This window comes from Mesorhizobium wenxiniae (assembly GCF_002284535.1).
GTDB classification, from domain to species: Bacteria; Pseudomonadota; Alphaproteobacteria; order Rhizobiales; family Rhizobiaceae; genus Mesorhizobium; species Mesorhizobium wenxiniae.
Genome location: NZ_NPKH01000020.1, coordinates 895,864 through 912,319, shown reverse-complemented (window position 1 = coordinate 912,319; position 16,456 = coordinate 895,864). Strand labels below are relative to the sequence as shown.

At 64.1% G+C, this 16,456-nt stretch carries 18 protein-coding genes; 10 read left to right on the top strand and 8 right to left on the bottom strand.

Features of this window, described 5'->3' with window-relative positions; translation table 11 throughout:
* Nucleotides 1-7: 7 nt before the first annotated feature.
* Nucleotides 8-619 carry a glutathione S-transferase family protein gene (locus CIT31_RS14740; RefSeq protein WP_095519394.1) on the top strand — a complete coding sequence of 204 codons (612 nt, stop codon included), beginning with the start codon at nt 8-10 and terminating at the stop codon, nt 617-619.
* A 319-nt stretch (nt 620-938) separates the two neighbouring features.
* Here CIT31_RS14740 and CIT31_RS14735 read toward each other — a convergent pair whose 3' ends face one another.
* Nucleotides 939-1,151: a cold-shock protein gene (locus CIT31_RS14735; RefSeq protein ID WP_023678332.1), complete on the bottom strand. Its 213-nt coding sequence runs from the start codon at nt 1,149-1,151 to the stop codon at nt 939-941.
* A gap of 330 nt (nt 1,152-1,481) precedes the next feature.
* Here CIT31_RS14735 and CIT31_RS14730 point away from each other — a divergent pair, with 330 nt between their 5' ends.
* Nucleotides 1,482-1,808, top strand: coding sequence for a hypothetical protein (locus CIT31_RS14730; protein WP_095519139.1), 327 nt, complete (start codon nt 1,482-1,484; stop codon nt 1,806-1,808).
* A 6-nt stretch (nt 1,809-1,814) separates the two neighbouring features.
* On the opposite strand, the gene CIT31_RS14725 is transcribed toward CIT31_RS14730, so the two are convergent.
* Complete coding sequence (locus CIT31_RS14725; RefSeq protein ID WP_095519138.1) at nt 1,815-2,384, bottom strand: methylated-DNA--[protein]-cysteine S-methyltransferase; 570 nt, start codon at nt 2,382-2,384, stop codon at nt 1,815-1,817.
* 180 nt (nt 2,385-2,564) lie between these two features.
* On the opposite strand from CIT31_RS14725, the gene CIT31_RS14720 reads away from it, so the two are divergent.
* Nucleotides 2,565-3,428 carry a lytic transglycosylase domain-containing protein gene (locus tag CIT31_RS14720; protein WP_095519137.1) on the top strand — a complete coding sequence of 288 codons (864 nt, stop codon included), beginning with the start codon at nt 2,565-2,567 and terminating at the stop codon, nt 3,426-3,428.
* Nucleotides 3,429-3,433: 5 nt separating this feature from the next.
* On the top strand, nt 3,434-3,922 hold the full coding sequence (locus CIT31_RS14715) for a GNAT family N-acetyltransferase (RefSeq protein ID WP_095519136.1): 489 nt from the start codon (nt 3,434-3,436) through the stop codon (nt 3,920-3,922).
* A gap of 239 nt (nt 3,923-4,161) precedes the next feature.
* On the opposite strand, the gene CIT31_RS14710 is transcribed toward CIT31_RS14715, so the two are convergent.
* Nucleotides 4,162-4,509, bottom strand: coding sequence for a hypothetical protein (locus CIT31_RS14710; protein WP_029350104.1), 348 nt, complete (start codon nt 4,507-4,509; stop codon nt 4,162-4,164).
* 201 nt (nt 4,510-4,710) lie between these two features.
* Between CIT31_RS14710 and CIT31_RS14705 the strand changes: the two genes are divergently transcribed.
* From CIT31_RS14705 to CIT31_RS14695, 3 genes are all read left to right on the top strand, one after another.
* Nucleotides 4,711-5,133 (top strand): lysozyme inhibitor LprI family protein, encoded by a 423-nt coding sequence (locus tag CIT31_RS14705; protein WP_095519135.1) that lies wholly within the window; start codon nt 4,711-4,713, stop codon nt 5,131-5,133.
* Nucleotides 5,134-5,440: 307 nt separating this feature from the next.
* Nucleotides 5,441-6,184 carry a DUF899 family protein gene (locus tag CIT31_RS14700; protein ID WP_065012069.1) on the top strand — a complete coding sequence of 248 codons (744 nt, stop codon included), beginning with the start codon at nt 5,441-5,443 and terminating at the stop codon, nt 6,182-6,184.
* A 117-nt stretch (nt 6,185-6,301) separates the two neighbouring features.
* Entirely contained in the window at nt 6,302-6,853 is a 552-nt protein-coding gene (locus tag CIT31_RS14695) for a DUF4142 domain-containing protein (RefSeq protein ID WP_095519134.1), read from the top strand.
* A 135-nt stretch (nt 6,854-6,988) separates the two neighbouring features.
* Here CIT31_RS14695 and CIT31_RS14690 read toward each other — a convergent pair whose 3' ends face one another.
* Nucleotides 6,989-7,309 (bottom strand): DUF1476 domain-containing protein, encoded by a 321-nt coding sequence (locus tag CIT31_RS14690; protein ID WP_065012025.1) that lies wholly within the window; start codon nt 7,307-7,309, stop codon nt 6,989-6,991.
* 316 nt (nt 7,310-7,625) lie between these two features.
* On the opposite strand from CIT31_RS14690, the gene CIT31_RS14685 reads away from it, so the two are divergent.
* Both CIT31_RS14685 and CIT31_RS14680 read left to right on the top strand, forming a co-directional pair.
* On the top strand, nt 7,626-8,015 hold the full coding sequence (locus tag CIT31_RS14685) for a DUF6152 family protein (protein ID WP_095519133.1): 390 nt from the start codon (nt 7,626-7,628) through the stop codon (nt 8,013-8,015).
* Nucleotides 8,016-8,480, top strand: coding sequence for a DUF6644 family protein (locus CIT31_RS14680; RefSeq protein WP_095519132.1), 465 nt, complete (start codon nt 8,016-8,018; stop codon nt 8,478-8,480).
* Nucleotides 8,481-8,670: 190 nt separating this feature from the next.
* Here CIT31_RS14680 and carB read toward each other — a convergent pair whose 3' ends face one another.
* The 4 genes from carB to CIT31_RS14660 form a co-directional block, all read right to left on the bottom strand.
* On the bottom strand, nt 8,671-12,174 hold the full coding sequence (gene carB, locus CIT31_RS14675; RefSeq protein WP_095519131.1) for a carbamoyl-phosphate synthase large subunit: 3,504 nt from the start codon (nt 12,172-12,174) through the stop codon (nt 8,671-8,673).
* Nucleotides 12,175-12,439: 265 nt separating this feature from the next.
* Entirely contained in the window at nt 12,440-13,399 is a 960-nt protein-coding gene (locus CIT31_RS34645) for an SH3 domain-containing protein (RefSeq protein ID WP_342586928.1), read from the bottom strand.
* Nucleotides 13,400-13,659: 260 nt separating this feature from the next.
* Nucleotides 13,660-14,418: a metallophosphoesterase family protein gene (locus CIT31_RS14665; RefSeq protein WP_095519130.1), complete on the bottom strand. Its 759-nt coding sequence runs from the start codon at nt 14,416-14,418 to the stop codon at nt 13,660-13,662.
* Nucleotides 14,419-14,642: 224 nt separating this feature from the next.
* Nucleotides 14,643-14,999, bottom strand: a complete 357-nt coding sequence (locus CIT31_RS14660) for an ArsR/SmtB family transcription factor (RefSeq protein WP_095519129.1) — start codon at nt 14,997-14,999, stop codon at nt 14,643-14,645.
* Between the two features lie 195 nt (nt 15,000-15,194).
* Between CIT31_RS14660 and CIT31_RS14655 the strand changes: the two genes are divergently transcribed.
* On the top strand, nt 15,195-16,373 hold the full coding sequence (locus CIT31_RS14655) for an MFS transporter (protein ID WP_095519128.1): 1,179 nt from the start codon (nt 15,195-15,197) through the stop codon (nt 16,371-16,373).
* The last annotated feature ends 83 nt before the right edge of the window (nt 16,374-16,456 follow it).

Genomic DNA, 16,456 nt, shown 5'->3' with positions numbered 1-16,456 from the left:
AGCAAAAATGACCACACTCTATGGAATGATCGATAGCGGCAATTGCTACAAGCCGCGGCTGTTGATGGCCAAGCTCGGCATCCCTTTCACCAATGTCGAGGTGAGCTCGCACACCGGCGACACGCGCAAGCCCGCCTATGTCGCCAAGAACCCGAACGCCATGGTGCCGCTGCTCGAGCTCGACGACGGCAGGCGGCTTGCCGAATCCAACGCCATCCTGCTTTACCTCGCCGAAGGCACGCGGTTCCTGCCGGCCGACAGATACGAGCGGGCGCTGGCCTATCAGTGGCTGTTCTTCGAGCAGTACAGCCACGAACCCTATATCGCGGTGCGCAAGGCGCTGCTCACCTTTCCCGAACGGGCCAAGGATGCGACGCCGGAACGGCTGGCGGTGACGCTGGAGCGCGGCAACAAGGCGCTCGGCGTAATGAACAAGCATCTGGCGGGCAGTGCGTTCTTTGCCGGTGAGGCATTGAGCGTCGCCGACATCGCGCTCTACGCCTATACGCATACGGCCGAGATGGGCGGTTTTCAGCTCGACGCCTATCCGGCGGTGGCGGCTTGGCTGAAACGAGTGGAGGCTGATCCGGGGCATGTGCCCATGGAGTGGCTGGGGTAGTACCGTCCTCACTCGTCGCCGCTTCGCGGCTCGCTCCGGGCAGGACGCACCAAAAGGCGCAACGCCCGGCGGGGCTTGCGGCCTTCGGCCGGGACACGAAAACCGAACAGAGATGGAATCCGAACAGCAAAAAGGCGGGACAAAATCCCGCCTTCCATGCTTGGAAGCCTGATCGGGAGCGTTTGGTCCGGGCCGGCAGCAATCTGCTGCTTCGGCTTGTCGGGGTTTTTCGCTCCGGTGCGCTTCTCGCGCGACCGTCAGTACATCCGTGACTTGCCGCGCGCCCCGAGCTATCGCCCGGCGCGCGCCATTCGCAAAATCAGGCTGCCTTGCTCAGAGATCCAGCGGACGACTTGCCAGTGCGGCGGTCCTGCTCGATCTCGAAGTTGATCTTCTGGCCTTCGACCAGGGTCGACAGCCCAGCGCGCTCGACTGCGGAGATGTGGACGAAAACGTCCGCGCCGCCGCTGTCAGGCTGGATGAAGCCGAAACCCTTGGTGGAATTAAACCACTTGACCGTACCTGTTGCCATTTCGATAGTCCTTATACGTTTGCTTTAGCTTGACCGAACCGAAGTCCAGCCGGTTTGTATCGAGATTTTGGAGATAGACGTCAGCAAACGCGAATATCGCGAGGCCCGGATCGATCGGCCGAAATATCAATGGACCTCATATAGTCCGCTTCTCCGCAAAAAACAAGACGGTACGAAAAAGGCGCTGATGCGGCGCTGCCCAACGGCCGCCCCAATCGCGTGAAAGCCTTGCAACGTCGCGCGTTGCGGAGGTTCGCATCGCCTGTCGCGCACGTTGCGGGGAAGGATCGTGCCGCCTTCGGGCGTCAGGTCCTGTTTTGGGAGAGGACCATGAAAGCTGTTCTGCTTGCCGCCTGCCTGACGCTGATGGCCGCCGAGGCGCAGGCGATCTCGCGCTACGATCCGAGCCGCATGAGCTGCGGCAGAGTGCGGGCGACGATCGCGCGAGAAGGCGCCGTCATCCTGCGTTACCAGTCGACGCGCACGCCGGGGCTGCCGCTCTACGACCGCTATGTGCGGAGCCAGGGTTTCTGCAACATGGGGGAGGTCAGGGCACGGGCGTCAGTGCCAAGCGCCGATACGAAGTCCTGCATCGTCTACAAATGCAAGCGGGTGGACACAGACCGGCGTTTCCGCCGGCGCATCTTTCCGGACTAGCAAGGCTCAGAATCCGAATGATACCTGCGCCGGCGGCGGCGGGCCGACACGCACGCCTTCCATCGCCAGCATCTTTCCCTTGGTGGTCGAGCCGCCCGGCGCAGAAAAACCGCCGATCTTGCCGCCGGCGGCAAGAATGCGGTGGCAAGGGATGACCAGCGGCACCGGGTTGGCGCCGAGCGCCGCACCCGTCTCACGCGCCAGCCCAGCATGGCCGGCGCGCTTGGCCAGTTCGCCATAGGTGGTGGTCTCGCCGAAGGCGAGCTTGCGCGCCGCGTCGTAGATGGCGAGGCGGAAATCGTCGACGCCGGTGAGATCGACCGGCACACCGGAGAAATCGATGTCTTCGCCGGCTGCATAGGCCTGTATCGACCCGATCAGCTCGGTAACCCATTGCGGTTGGGCGCTCGAACCGGCGCTGCCGGCGTGGCGCAGCAGCCGGCGTTCCACCGCGTCGCGGTTGCGTTGGGGCAGGCAAAGCCTCGTCAGTCCGGCCTCGCTCCAGGCGATCCCCATGAAGCCGATCGCGGTTTCGAAGACCGCGTGGCCGGCGGTGGCCTGAGAGGTGCTTTCCATGATGTGCTCCTTCCGCAGAAACGGATGGGAATCCAGTACATATCGAGAACGAGATATCGCATTTTCAGGTTGCTGTTGCCACCCGAAAATCATTCGAAGTCCACAACAGGCTGCGGATTGCCGGGGGAAAGGCGCTGGTGTAAGGACTTTCTTAACAGACGAACCGGACCCGAGCGCGGCTTGCCAGCAAAAATCATTTTTCCCGCGATCGGCGTGATGCTCGCTGCGGCCGGTCTCAGCGGCTGCAGCTCGACCTCGCAGACGAAGGCCGTGCCTTCCCTGACTGAAACCGCCGCCGCGGGCGCTGATGCCGGCTTTACGCTGGCTCTGCCCGACACGGTTTCGGTGCTGCCGGAATCGTCCGGCATCGCGCCTGTCCAGGCGGTGGCGCTGGCCGTCGACCCCGCCGCGACGCCCGTCCAGCCAGCAGCCTTTGCCGGACCGACCCCGCTGGCCGCAACTGCACCTGCAGCCATGACGGCCGGTGCCGCCCCAGCCGGCGCAGCACCTGTCTATGCGACGGCCGCTGTCGCCATGCCGGTCACCGGCGAGACAGGCAAGACGATGCCCGGCGTTCAGCAGGCCGCCTATGTCGCGCCTGACGACCCATCCGCCCTGCTTTCGACCAGCCCTGCCAAAGAGTATTCGGCGGGACCGCGCGGCGAGATCGAACGGCTGATCGAGAAATATGCCGTCCTCTACGAGGTGCCGGTCGATCTGGTGCGCCGTGTCGTCAGCCGCGAGAGCACCTTCAATCCCAAGGCCTACAATCGCGGCCATTGGGGGCTGATGCAGATCAAGCATGCGACGGCGCGCGGCATGGGCTATGACGGGCCGGCGAGCGGGTTGTTCGACGCCGAGACTAATCTGAAATATGCGGTGAAATATCTGCGCGGCGCCTGGCTGGTGGCCGGCGGTAACGCCAAGCGCGCCGACCGCCTCTACCAGAGCGGCTATTATTACGACGCCAGGCGCAAGGGCATGCTGGAAGAAACCGGCCTTGGCCGCGACCGCGGCCGCCGTCGCCTGCAGCCCGATGCCTGAACACCATGCCTGAGCCGCGCCCGCCGGCGCCGAACGACATAAGGCTGCGCAAGATCCTCGACGACACGCTTGCTCCGCCGCGCTGGCCGGAAGGTTTTTTCATGCGCGGCTTCGATGCCACCGACGCGCTCGCTTTGCATGCGCTGCTGACCACCGTGTTCGACGATGGCGCCGACGGGCCGTTCGACGAATGGTGGCCGCGAATTTCAAGCGACGCGGAATTCGACCCTGCCTTGTGTTACCTGGTCATCGACAGCAAGGGTCGGCTGGCGGGCGCGGCGCTGTGCTGGACGAGGGCGTTCGTGAAGGACCTTGCCGTCCATCCCGAGGCGCGCGGCCGAGGCATCGCCGAAGCGCTGATGTGGCACGTCTTCGCCGCCTTTCGCGCACGGGACGCTGCGCATGTCGATCTCAAAACCAACACGGTCGAAAATGCCGCCGCGGTCAGGCTCTATGAGCGACTGGGAATGTTCGAAGTCGACTGGGAAGGCTAGCCCGGCTCTGGTCGGTTCCGCCCTCACGCTGCGGAAAGTGTATTGTTGTGAAACTGCTTCACATAGGTCGCCATCCGCAAATGCTAACACCCTGCCACGCCGTTCGGTCGGGGTAACGAACGGAAGGTGTCGGAGGGGGCTGCACCGGCATGTGTCAGCCGCGCTCCACGGCCGGTCCCGAGGTGGGTTCGGGATCCGCCCGCCCGCGAATCTTCCTGTTTCCAAGGCCAACTGCTTTGTTATCGCTCAGTCGGCGCGTTGCCGATCTTCTGCTTGAGCTCGAGCGCCCAGGAGCGGCCTTCGTCGCCGCCCCATAGAAGCCAGGCGATGTAACCGGCCGACGGGTTTTCTTCACTGCCGAAGTTACGGCCCTTCTTGTCGACCTCATGGCGGGCGAAATAGCTGACCATGCGCTGGATGGTGGAGGGCGAAAGTTTATCGCGGTTCTTGAGCTCGGTCGCCCGCGCAACCCCGACCTCGGTGCCGCCGCGACCAAATATGCCGCGCAGCCTGAGGCCCATGGCGGCATTGTCGGCAACGATCTGCGGGCAGCGCAGGTCGATTTCGTCATTGTCGGCTTCGCGCATGGTTCTTCCCCGATATGGACCTATAATCCTGAACGAAAAATGCGGTGAGATGCATCCCGTTCCGCAACGCTATTGCTTCGCAGTTGTTGGAGCCGACCTGAAAGGAACTGTCCACCAAAGCGACAAGCTGCATCTTGCCTGTATTCGTCTCACGGTTAAGCTTTGTTACAGCGGGGGGCCCTCGAAAATCGGAGAAACACGATGCGGCTTCCCAAAACCGGCCTCGCCACCTTTATCCTCGCCGTTCCGCTATTCGCCAACGAGGCGCGAGCGGCCGACGATTGCGCCAATGCGATGGATCAAACGACCATGAACGAATGCGCCGGCAAGTCGCTCGCGAAGGCCGACAAAAAGCTCAACGACGCCTACAAGCAGATCGAGGGTCGGCTGAAGGACAATGCGGCGTCAAAGAAGCTGCTGGTCGATGCGCAGCGCGCCTGGGTCGCTTTCCGCGATGCCGAGTGCAAATTTCAGGGCGGCCCGCCCGACATGGCCGGCAGCATGTATCCAATGGTCGTCGCCGGCTGCCAGGAGGGCGTTACCGACAACCGGCTGAGGGATTTCCAGGGCTACCTCAATTGCCAGGAAGGCGATGCCAACTGCCCGGTGCCGGCGGCGCAGTAACTTCGTTTGTCCCGGTATCCCATGTGAGGTCCCCCTCATCCGACCGCGGAGCCTGTCCTCGGGCTTGCGGAGGCAAGAGCCGTGGGCGGCCACCTTCTCCCCGGCGGGGAGAAGAGGTTGGCACCGGCGTTGACAGTCTCCTCTCCCTTGGGGAGGTCAGCAGCGAAGCGGAGGCTGGGTGAGGGGACTTCTGCCGCCTGCGTGTGCAAAAATGTCGGAACCGTCCTTCGCGATGCGTCCTTGAGAGGCAAGGCGCGTTGCCGCAAACAGGCAGGCGTCGTCAAACGCACGGCTGATGGAGATGACGATGATCACCTTTCCCAACGAATCCCAGGAATACCGCGCCGCCCGCGAAACCCTTTTGCAGAAGGAGATCGAGCTGCGCCGCGCCATGGAGGATGTAGCCGTCGCCCGTCGCGCACTGCCGCCGGGCGGGCTGGTGCCTGAGGACTATGTGTTCGACGGGCTTGGCCCCGACGGCAAGCCGGCCCGGATAAAACTGTCGGAGCTGTTTTCGCCTGGCAAGGACACACTGATCGTCTACTCGATGATGTTTCCGCGCCATCCGCAGGAGACGCGCGACGTGGCGACAAGCGGCGGCACGGCGAAGCTCGCGCGGGCCGACCAGCCATGCCCGTCCTGCACGGCGCTGCTCGATCAGTTCGACGGCGCCATCGACCATCTGGAGGCCGCCGGCTTCAACTTCGCCGTGGTGGGCAAGACCGCGCTCGAAAACCTGATCACGCTTGGCCGCGATCGTGGCTGGACGAACATGCGGCTGCTCTCCTCGGCCGGCAACAGCTTCAAGCGCGACTACCACGCGGAGGCCGACGACGGCGCGCAGTTGCCGATGCTGTCGGTGTTCCATCGCGACGCCGACGGCATTCGCCATTTCTGGAGTTCGGAGCTTGGTTTCGCGCCCACCGAACCCGGCCAGGACCCGCGCGCCGTCGGCACCTGCGAGCCCTTGTGGAACCTGATGGATTTCACACCTGAAGGCCGGCCGGACTGGGACGAGCAGCTGCAGTATGCCGGCGCGTGCTGCCACTGAGTGGGCCTTCCCTTCTCCCCCTTACAAAGGGGAGAAGGGAGGGCGCTCCAATGTCCGCGCAACTTCGCTGCTTGTGTCGCGTTGACTCTCCAAGGATCACAAACCCGGAGATTTCCTGTGAAACCGCATCTCACGCTTGCCATGGTCGCTTTGTTTGCCGGCACGCCGGCGGCCTTCGCCCAATCCGCCACGCCGGCCGACATACCGGCTGTCGGCGAAACCAAGATCGAGACCGAAACCTTCACCAGAACTGTCCCCAGCGCCAACCGCTTCGAGATTGAAAGCAGCAAGCTGGCCGAACAAAAGAATGTCGCCGCCGATGTGAAGGAATTCGCCGCGATGATGGTCAGGGATCACACCAAGGCTGGCGAGGATTTCAAGGCAGCTCTGGAACAGAGCCAGACCACGGCCTCGGTTACGGCGAGCGGCCCCGCTTTGTTGCCGAGGGATCAGACGATGCTAGACCAGCTCAAGGGCTTGGATGGCGATGAATTCCAGGCGAAATACATCCTCCTGCAGACCGAGGCGCACAAGCAGGCGTTGGCGCTGTTTTCCACCTATGCGCAGTCGGGCGAAGACCCGGCGCTGAAGGAATTCGCCAAGAAGACGCTACCGACGCTGCGGATGCACGAAAAACACATAAAGGATCTGGTGGCCGCTCACAGCTAATGCATATCGCCCAAAAGCATGCCCTCGGGCTTGACCCGGGGCTTGACCCGAGGGTGCGCGGCAGTTTGGGGATAACGACACGCATAAAACAAGTGCCTAAAGCGCGTCGCGAGGCGCTTTAGGCTGGCGCAGCTCTCAGGTGTTCTTGATCTGCTCGACCGCGGTCACCAGCAGTTCGTCCATGGCGCCGCGAATCTGAACATCCGACTGGGCGACGCCCGCCGCGTCGAAATCGGCGCGTATTTTGCGCAACACGTCGTCGTCCCCGGCCTCTTCGAAGTCCGCGCGCACCACCTCTTTCGCATAGGCGTCGGCGTCCTCACCGGTTTTGCCGAGCTTTTCAGCCGCCCATAGGCCGAGCAGCTTGTTGCGGCGCGCCATGGCCCTGAATTTCGTGTCCTCGTCCATCGCAAACTTCTTTTCGAAGCCTTCCTGACGGTCTCTCATACTGCTCATGGTGTGCCTCGTTCACATGTGAGTCTCCGACCTTCATTCGATGGAGAAGAAGAGCGGGCTAGGGGCCGAACATGGCGTGCATAGATGTCAGAAGCAAGACCGGACCGTTCCTGCCGAACGGCAATCGCTCCAGGTTGGCGCTGCCCCTCACCCTTACCCTCTCTCCGTAATCACGGGGAGAAGGTTCCGGCAGGGGGTTGAGGGGCGGCGCTGACTTCGGCATCGATCTCCGTAGCCCATGACCTTCGCACCGATGTGATTTGACGTTGCCGCGCCGTGACCTACTCTCGAATGCGGTGGGATGAGGAGGCGAGCAATGCAGTCACCTTTCAAAGGGCTTCGCAGCGTCACGCTGGCAGCGGCAGTGATTCTTGCCGCCGCCACCGTAGCCTATGCACATCACGGCTGGTCGTGGACCCAGGACGGGTTCTTCGAACTCCGGGGCAAGATCACGGCCATCTACATCGGCAATCCACATGCCACGCTGGATGTCGACGCAGAGGGCGAGGTCTGGCGGGTGGATTTGGCGCCGCCGTCCCGGACGATCGCCGCCGGCTTCACCGAGGAGGTCGCCAAAGTCGGCGACGAGGTGACCGCGATCGGCCACCGCTCGCGAGACGAGACCGAGAAGTTGATGAAAGCATCCCGCATCATCGTCAATGGCAAGACCTATGATGTTTATCCCGACCGCGTCCCGCCGGCCTGAATGGACGAGCTCCTCGCCGGCATCGAGCAACTCGCCTTCGTGCGGGTACTGAAGGCCTCTTTCGTCGCCTACCCCATCGTCAATGCGCTCCACATCATGTCGATCGGCGCGCTGCTGACCAGCGTCTGGCTCATGGATCTCAGAATCCTGGGCGCCTTCCGCTCGCTGCCGCACGCGGCGTTCGTTGCGCTGCTGCGCCGCACCGCATTTGCCGCGTTCGCCGGCGCGCTTGCCACGGGGTCGCTGCTCTTTTCAGTCAGGGCGAGCGAGTATGCGGCGATGCCAATTTTTTTCGCCAAGATGACACTCATCCTTCTCGCCGGGGCCAACTTCCTCGTCTTCATGCGCCGCGCAAAAGGCGGCGACGAGCCGGCTGGCGGGACCGTGACCATCGTGGCTGTGCTCTCGCTTGTGCTGTGGACGTCGGTGCTGTTCGCGGGACGGTTTATCGGGTTTCTCAACTAGAGCGAGCGACGGCAAAGACAGCTGTTTTGCGGTCAAATCTCGGGCGGGTTGGGCCGCCCTCTTCACCCTATGGGGTAGGCGGATCGGCACGAAAGGATCAGGGTGCTGTAGGAATCGCAGCGTTGGCGTGACAGCGCCCCCTCTGGCCTGCCGGCCATCTCCCCCACAAGGAGGGAGATCGGCTAATCACCTAAGCAAAATACTCCTGCAGCGGCCGAACCTCCAGGCTGCCGGCCCTCAGCGCTGCAATCGCCTCGGCCACCGCGGCCGCGCCCGACAGCGTAGTGTAATACGGCACTTTCTGCATCAGCGTCGCGCGGCGCAGCGACTTCGAGTCCGACACCGCCTTCTGGCCATCAGTCGTGTTGAAGACGATCTGCACCTGGCGGTTGCGGATGGCGTCCTCGATATGCGGGCGGCCTTCCAGCACCTTGTTTATTTTCTCCGCGACGACGCCGTTCTCGGCGAGGAAGCGGGCGGTGCCTGAGGTGGCCATTACCTTGAAGCCTTGGCCGGCGAGACGCTTGACCGCCGGCAGAATGCCCTTCTTGTCCTCGTCGCGCACTGAGACGAACAGCGTGCCCGCGCGGGGGAGATCAACACCCGCCCCGAGCTGGCTCTTGGCGAAGGCCAGCGCGAAGTCGCGGTCGAGACCCATGACTTCGCCGGTCGAGCGCATTTCCGGGCCGAGCAATATGTCGACGCCGGGGAAGCGGGCGAAGGGGAACACCGCTTCCTTGACCGCGATGTGGCCGGGGTTGCGGGGGTCGGGCATGGCGCCATAATGGGCGAAAGCGTCTTCCAGCTTTTCGCCGGCCATGATGCGGGCGGCGATCTTGGCTATGGGGCGGCCAATAGTCTTGGCGACGAAGGGCACGGTGCGCGACGCGCGCGGATTGACCTCCAGCACATAGACTGTGCCGTCCTTGATCGCATATTGCACGTTCATCAGCCCGCCGACATTGAGCGCGCGGGCGAGCGCGGCCGTCTGGCGCTCCAGCTCGTCGACAAGCTCCGAGGGCAGCGAGTGCACCGGCAGCGAGCAGGCACTGTCGCCCGAATGGATGCCGGCCTCCTCGATGTGTTCCAGGATGCCGGAGACGAAGGTCGACGTGCCGTCGCAGAGGCAATCGACATCGACCTCGATGGCGCCCGAGAGATAGGTGTCGAACAGCAACGGGTTCTTGCCCAATAGCGTGTTGATCTGGCCGGTCTTGTCGTTGGGGTATTTCTGCTTGATGTCCTCCGGTACCAGGCCGGGCACGGTGTCGAGCAGGTAGGTCTGCAGCATGCTCTCGTCGTGGATGATCTGCATGGCACGGCCGCCGAGCACATAGGACGGGCGCACCACCAGCGGGAAGCCGAGCTCGCCGGCGACGAGGCGGGCCTGTTCGACCGAATAGGCGATCCCGTTCTTCGGCTGGCTGAGGCCAAGCTTGTGCAGCAGCTTCTGGAAACGGTCGCGGTCCTCCGCCAGATCGATCATGTCGGGCGAGGTGCCGAGGATCGGGATGCCGGCCTTCTCCAGCGCATCCGCGAGCTTCAGCGGCGTCTGGCCGCCGAACTGGACGATGACGCCGACCAACTCGCCCGACGCCTGTTCGGCGCGCACGATCTCCAGCACGTCCTCCGGCGTCAGCGGCTCGAAATAGAGCCGGTCCGAGGTGTCGTAGTCGGTCGAGACGGTCTCCGGATTGCAGTTGACCATGATCGCCTCGAAGCCGGCATCGCGCAGCGCGAAAGCCGCGTGGCAGCAGCAATAGTCGAACTCGATGCCCTGGCCGATGCGGTTCGGGCCGCCGCCGAGGATGACGACCTTCTTGCGCGACGACACCTGCGCCTCGTTGGCCAGCGCGCCGGCGAACGGCACTTCGTAGGTCGAGTACATGTAGGCGGTGGGCGAGGCGAACTCTGCGGCGCAGGTGTCGATGCGCTTGTAAACCGGATGAACGTCGAGCTTTTCGCGAATCTTCTGAATCTCTTCCACGTCTTTCCTGACCAGGGACGCGAGGCGGGCATCCGAGAAACCCATCGCCTTCAGCATGCGCAGATTGGCGGCGTCCTCGGGTATGCCGTGCTCGCGGATGCGGTCTTCCATGGCCAGGATGCCGGCGATCTGCTCGAGGAACCAAGGATCGATCTTGCACATGGCGTGCACGTCTTCGAGCGAGGTGCCCATGCGGATCGCCTGCGCCACCATGCGCAGCCGGTCGGGCGTCGGCGTGCCCAATGCGGCGCGAATGGCGTTGCGATCGTCGACATGGCTGGCCGGCGCGCTCCCATGGCCGAGACCGGGGATCTCGATCTCGTCCAGACCGGTCAGGCCGGTTTCGAGCCCACGCAAAGCCTTCTGCAGCGATTCCTGAAAAGTGCGGCCGATGGCCATGACCTCGCCGACCGACTTCATCGCGGTGGTCAGCACCGGCTCGGCGCCGGGGAATTTCTCGAAGGCGAAGCGCGGGATTTTGGTCACGACATAATCGATGCTCGGTTCGAACGAGGCCGGCGTGGCGCCGCCGGTGATGTCGTTCTCCAACTCGTCCAGCGTGTAGCCGACGGCGAGTTTTGCGGCGATCTTGGCGATGGGAAAACCGGTCGCCTTGGAGGCCAAGGCAGAGCTGCGCGAGACGCGCGGGTTCATCTCGATCACCACGAGTCTTCCATCTGCAGGATTCACGGCGAACTGCACGTTGGAGCCGCCGGTCTCGACGCCGATCTCGCGCAGCACCGCGATCGAGGCATTGCGCATCATTTGATATTCTTTGTCGGTCAGCGTCAGCGCAGGGGCGACGGTGATCGAGTCGCCGGTGTGCACGCCCATCGGGTCGATGTTCTCGATCGAGCAGACGATGATGCAATTGTCGGCCTTATCGCGGACGACCTCCATCTCGTACTCCTTCCAGCCGAGCACGCTTTCCTCGATCAGCACTTCGGTGGTCGGCGAGGCGTCGAGGCCCGACTGGACGATCTCGTAGAATTCGGCGCGGTTGTAGGCGATGCCGCCGCCAGTGCCGCCCATGGTGAAGGACGGGCGGATGATGGCCGGCAGGCCGACATGGTCGAGCGCTTGTGCGGCGATCGCCATGGCGTGGCTGATGTAGCGCTGCTTGCGGTCGCCCTCGCCGAGGTTCCAGCGGGTTTCCAGCGCGTCGAGCGCGGCGTCGAGGTTCTCGGGCTTCTCAGCCTTGAGCGCTGCGCGCTCGGCCTCGTGCGTCTTGCGGTCGGCGTTCTTGACGTCGGTGGCGTTGGCCAGCATCGACTTCGGCGTCTCCAGGCCGATCTTGTTCATCGCCTCGCGAAACAGCGCCCTGTCCTCGGCCTTGTCGATGGCATGCGCATCGGCGCCGATCATCTCGACATTGTAGCGTTCGAGCACACCCATGCGGCGCAGCGATAGAGCGGTGTTGAGCGCGGTCTGGCCGCCCATGGTCGGCAGCAGTGCGTCGGGCCGCTCCTTGGCGATGATCTTGGCTACCACCTCCGGCGTGATCGGCTCGATGTAGGTGGCGTCGGCCAGCTCCGGGTCGGTCATGATGGTGGCCGGGTTGGAATTGACCAGGATGACGCGAAAACCCTCTTCCTTCAGCGCCTTGCAGGCCTGGGTGCCCGAATAGTCGAACTCACAGGCCTGACCGATGACGATGGGGCCGGCCCCGATGATCAGGATCGACTTGATGTCGGTGCGTCTTGGCATATCGAGGGTCCGTTCGGCAGGCGGCTTGCACGAAAAACCGGACGGGGAGGACCCGGCCGGTTGTGCTCGCGATTCTGGTATCAGGCTAGGAGGGCCTTATAGGGAAGAGTTTTGCCTGATGTAACCCCCTAAAATGCGAGTAGGGCAGTAGGGCAGTAGGGCAGTAGGGCAGTAGGGCAGTAGGGCAGTAGGGCAGTAGGGCAGTAGGGCAGTAGGGCAGTAGGGCAGAGGTTCGAGCGCCCTTTAAACATATTGCCCTACTGCCCTACTGCCTTATTCCCCTTAGCCACTCATCCCCCAGCGCCAACTGATCCGTGATCTCGAAGCGTTCGGAAACGCCGACGCGGATGATGTTCAGGCTGCCCTCGCGCGTGTAGCGGAATTCACCTGATGCATTCGAACCGGCGGGCCGACCGACCTGGAAACTGATGACGCGGGTACCGCCATCGGGCCAGGTCACGGTCACCTCGGCTTTGTCGCCCGTATGCACAACGCCCGCCTTGCAGCTGGTCATCGGCTGGCCGACATAGCGCGCGCAAGGAATCTCGTTGCGGGCACCCAGGGCCGGCGCGGGCCTCCCCGGCGGCTGCAGCCGCGCAACGGTCTGTGCGTTGGCCGGAGGCGCTGTATTGACGGCGCGATGCCGGATGGGTTCCTCCGCTGCTGCGGGCGACTGCGTCTCGCCGGTCGAAGGATTTCCGCTGGCCGCGAGCGCCAGGCGGTAAGCGTCTTCGATGGCCGCCCTGCCGATTGCGTCGGCGGCTGTCATCGTGGTTCCGGGCGCGCCCAGGCGCGCTGTCAGGTCGGGAAGCGGCTGATCTGCGGATACCAGGTTCGAAGCCTCGGCTGCAGGAGCTGTGCCTTCGCCGGTCGTTTCGGCATCCGCATCCGAAACGGCCGCCGGATTGTCGGGGTTCAGGTAGCGCGCGGGAGCCCATCCCGTCAGTTGCGGATTGTCAATTTCTGCGACCCTGCACCAGCGGTAGCCATTGACGTCGTTGCAGCCGAGATTGTTGACGCTCGTACCGTTAGGCAGCCGAGCCTTGATCTTGCCCATCGCCGATGCCGTGGCGCGGACGTTCAGGAGATCGCCTGGAGCGAGGTCGGTCACGATGGAAACGATCGGCGCCTCCTCGGCTTTGGCCGGCAGCAGCGCCGTCAGCAGGAGAAGGGCGGCAGTGAGCGCGTACAGCGTCGTTCGGAGCGTAACTGTGCGCCTCATCATTTTGGCCGTGGGCGATAGAAGCATTCCCGGAGGCGCGGCCTGGCACGGAAACGCCACCGCATTCCAGGTCGATTTTATAAACGACGACATGGCGCTATGTAAGTCGGAAAATGCGGCTGGGGAATGGTGTCCGGTCCGCGGCATGAGCAAGCTCAGCCGGGCATGAACGCGTTCCGCGTTCAGCCTGGGGTATGAACTCGTACCTCTTCAACCTGGGGTATGAACGCGTTCCGCGTTCAGCCTGGGAACTCGTACCTCGTTCAACCCGACATAAACCCGGTTCGCAGCGCGTGGGCCCATTCCGGCCGTCCCGCCTGTTCGGCCTGCCGCGCTGCCGCCTCATGGTCATAGTCGACGGCGATGGCCGCAAAACGGTCGGGGCGGCCCGGCTCACCCAGTTCGACAATGCCGTAGCGTGCATGCGGAGAGCCTTGCTCCGAAACATGCGCCGGTGGCGTGTCGTCGCCATAAGCGGGGCAGCCGATGCTGCCCGGATTGAAGACGGTAGGGCCGTCGGGGATACGGATCAGTTCGCTGCGGTGGCTATGGCCGCACAGCACGATGCGGCAAGCGGGATCGAGCGCGGCCAGCCGCCGCTTGATGGCGGCCAACGGTGCGCGCACCAGCTGCCCGCCGGCTATCGTATCGGTCAGATATTTTTCGTCGTGGTCGGGCCGGGCATGGAAGGCAACCACGCCCGGCGCGATCTCCAGCGTGAGGGGCAAGGCCAACAGCGCCTCGCGCTGGGCCGATGTCAGCCGTTCCTGCGCGTAGCGGTCGGACGGCCACATGGCTTCATCGGCGGTGTCGCGGGCGACGCGGCGGTCGTGATTGCCGCGCACCGTCGGCAGCGCGAGCGCTTCAAGCCGCGCAAAAGTCTCGCGCGGCCAGAGCGGGCCGGAGACGCAATCGCCGATATTGACGACGAGGTCGGCGCCGCCGCGCTGCCGCAGATCGTCGAGCACGGCGTCCAGGGCGAGGACGTTGCCGTGGATATCGGCGAGGACGGCAATGCGCATGGGAAGCTCCGTTGGTTGACGAGTTACTGGTCGGGAAGGGCGGACCTTGCAGGACTTTGGTTCCTCGCGGAAGTGAGGGAGAGGTGGCTCGGCGAAGCCGAGACGGAGAGGGGGACTGCCCGCCCCCCTTGAGCCCTCAAAGCGATCGCTTGTTCGCTTCGGAGCCCCCTCTCCGGCCGCTTCGCGGCCACCTCTCCCCCGTTGCACGGGGGCGAGGAACAGCCTCAGGCGCGGACTTCGATCTCGGACGCGCCGACCGCGGGCAGTGCCGTATCGCCGACGGCGGCGGCAATGACGCTATCGAGCAGGCCCGGAAAGCGGGCATCGAGGTCGTCGCGGCGCAGCGTGATCAGCCGGCTGGTGCCGACCACCTCGGTGCGTGTGACGCCGGCCTCGCGCAATTTGGCAAGGTGATAACTGAGATTGGTTTTCGAGCAGAGGTCGAGGAACTGGCTGCAGTTCAGCGGCACGCCTTCCTTGCTGGCGAGATAGCGCACGATGGCCAGCCGGGTGGGATCGCCGAGCACGGCAAGCACGTTCGAGAGGCTGATCTGGTCGGCGGTGGGATGGGGCAGGGTCATGCCCAGGAACTAAGCGCAATCAGGGCCGATTTCAACGCATCTCCTCCTTAATGAATGCACGCAGTTTCCACCTCCCGCCACCTTATCCTGACATAGAGCTGTCAGGAGGGTTCCGCTATTCTCAGGTGGCTTCATTGACACCATGCCCCATTACGTACAATTGTTCAATAACTTTTGAACTAAGGATTTGTTGCCATGGACAAGCGCCTCATCTGGCTTGCGCTCGGATCATTCACGATCGCGACCGAAGGCTTCGTCATTTCAAGCCTGTTGCCCGACATCGCAGCCGATGCCGCCATCTCGGTTCCACTCGCCGGGACGCTGATCACCGCCTTCGCGCTCGCCTATGCGCTCGGTACGCCGTTCCTGGCGACGCTCACCGGCGAATGGGACCGGCGGCGCGTCATCTTGTGGACGCTGGTGTTGTTCGTGCTGGGCAATCTGGCGGCGGCGCTGAGTTCCTCTTTCGAATTGCTGCTGATCGCGCGCATCGTCATGGCGCTGTCGTCCGGCCTGTTCGCAGCGACGGCGCAGGGGACGGCCGTGGCGCTTGTCGATGATCATCACCGCGCCCGCGCCATCGCCGTCGTCGTCGGCGGCACCACAGTGGCGGTGGCGGTCGGCGCGCCGCTCGGCGCACTTGTCGCGACCCTTGCCGGCTGGCGCGGCACGTTCTTTGCCATCGCCGGGCTCGGCGCGCTGGCCGGCGCCATCCTGTGGTACCGGCTGCCGCGCGGCATCGTCGGCACCAAGCTGCCGATGAGGCAGCGGCTGGCTGCAACCCTTCGCCCCGGCGTGCCATCGATCCTGCTGACCACACTTTTGGCGCTCACCGGCGCCTTTACGGTCTTTGCCTTTGTCGTGCCGCTAACCGTCGAAGGCGGAGGCTTGAGCCCGATTGCGCTGCCCGGCATGCTGCTCGCCTTCGGTGTCGGCGCCGTCATCGGCAACATTGCCGGCGGGCAGGCTGCCGATCGCTTCGGCGCGACGCGCACCGTCAGCTGGTCGCTGGCGCTGAGTGCGGTCATGCTGGTCATGCTTTCGGTCATCCCGGCATTCCTGCCGCACAGCGTCGCCGGGCCGGCGCTGATGGCCATGATGGTGCCGTGGGGCATTGTCGGCTGGGCCTTCCCGCCGGCGCAGGCCAGCCGCATCATCAAGCTGGCGCCCGACGCAGCGCCCATCGTGCTGTCGCTCAACGGCTCGGCGCTCTATCTCGGCGTGGCGCTGGGCGCCGTCGTCGGCGGCACGGTGCTGCGCTATGGCGCGCCAGCCGATCTCGGCCTGGTCGCAGCAGTGTTCCCGATCCTGGGCCTTGGCGTCATGCTCGCCGGCCACCGGGCGGCGCGGGCGATTGCCATGCCGGCGGAGTAAGGGAGATCGCATGGCGCTGCCCTCATCACCCTGCCGGGCAACTTGGGTTTCTCTCCTCCACTCACATCTAGCGGAGCGAGGAA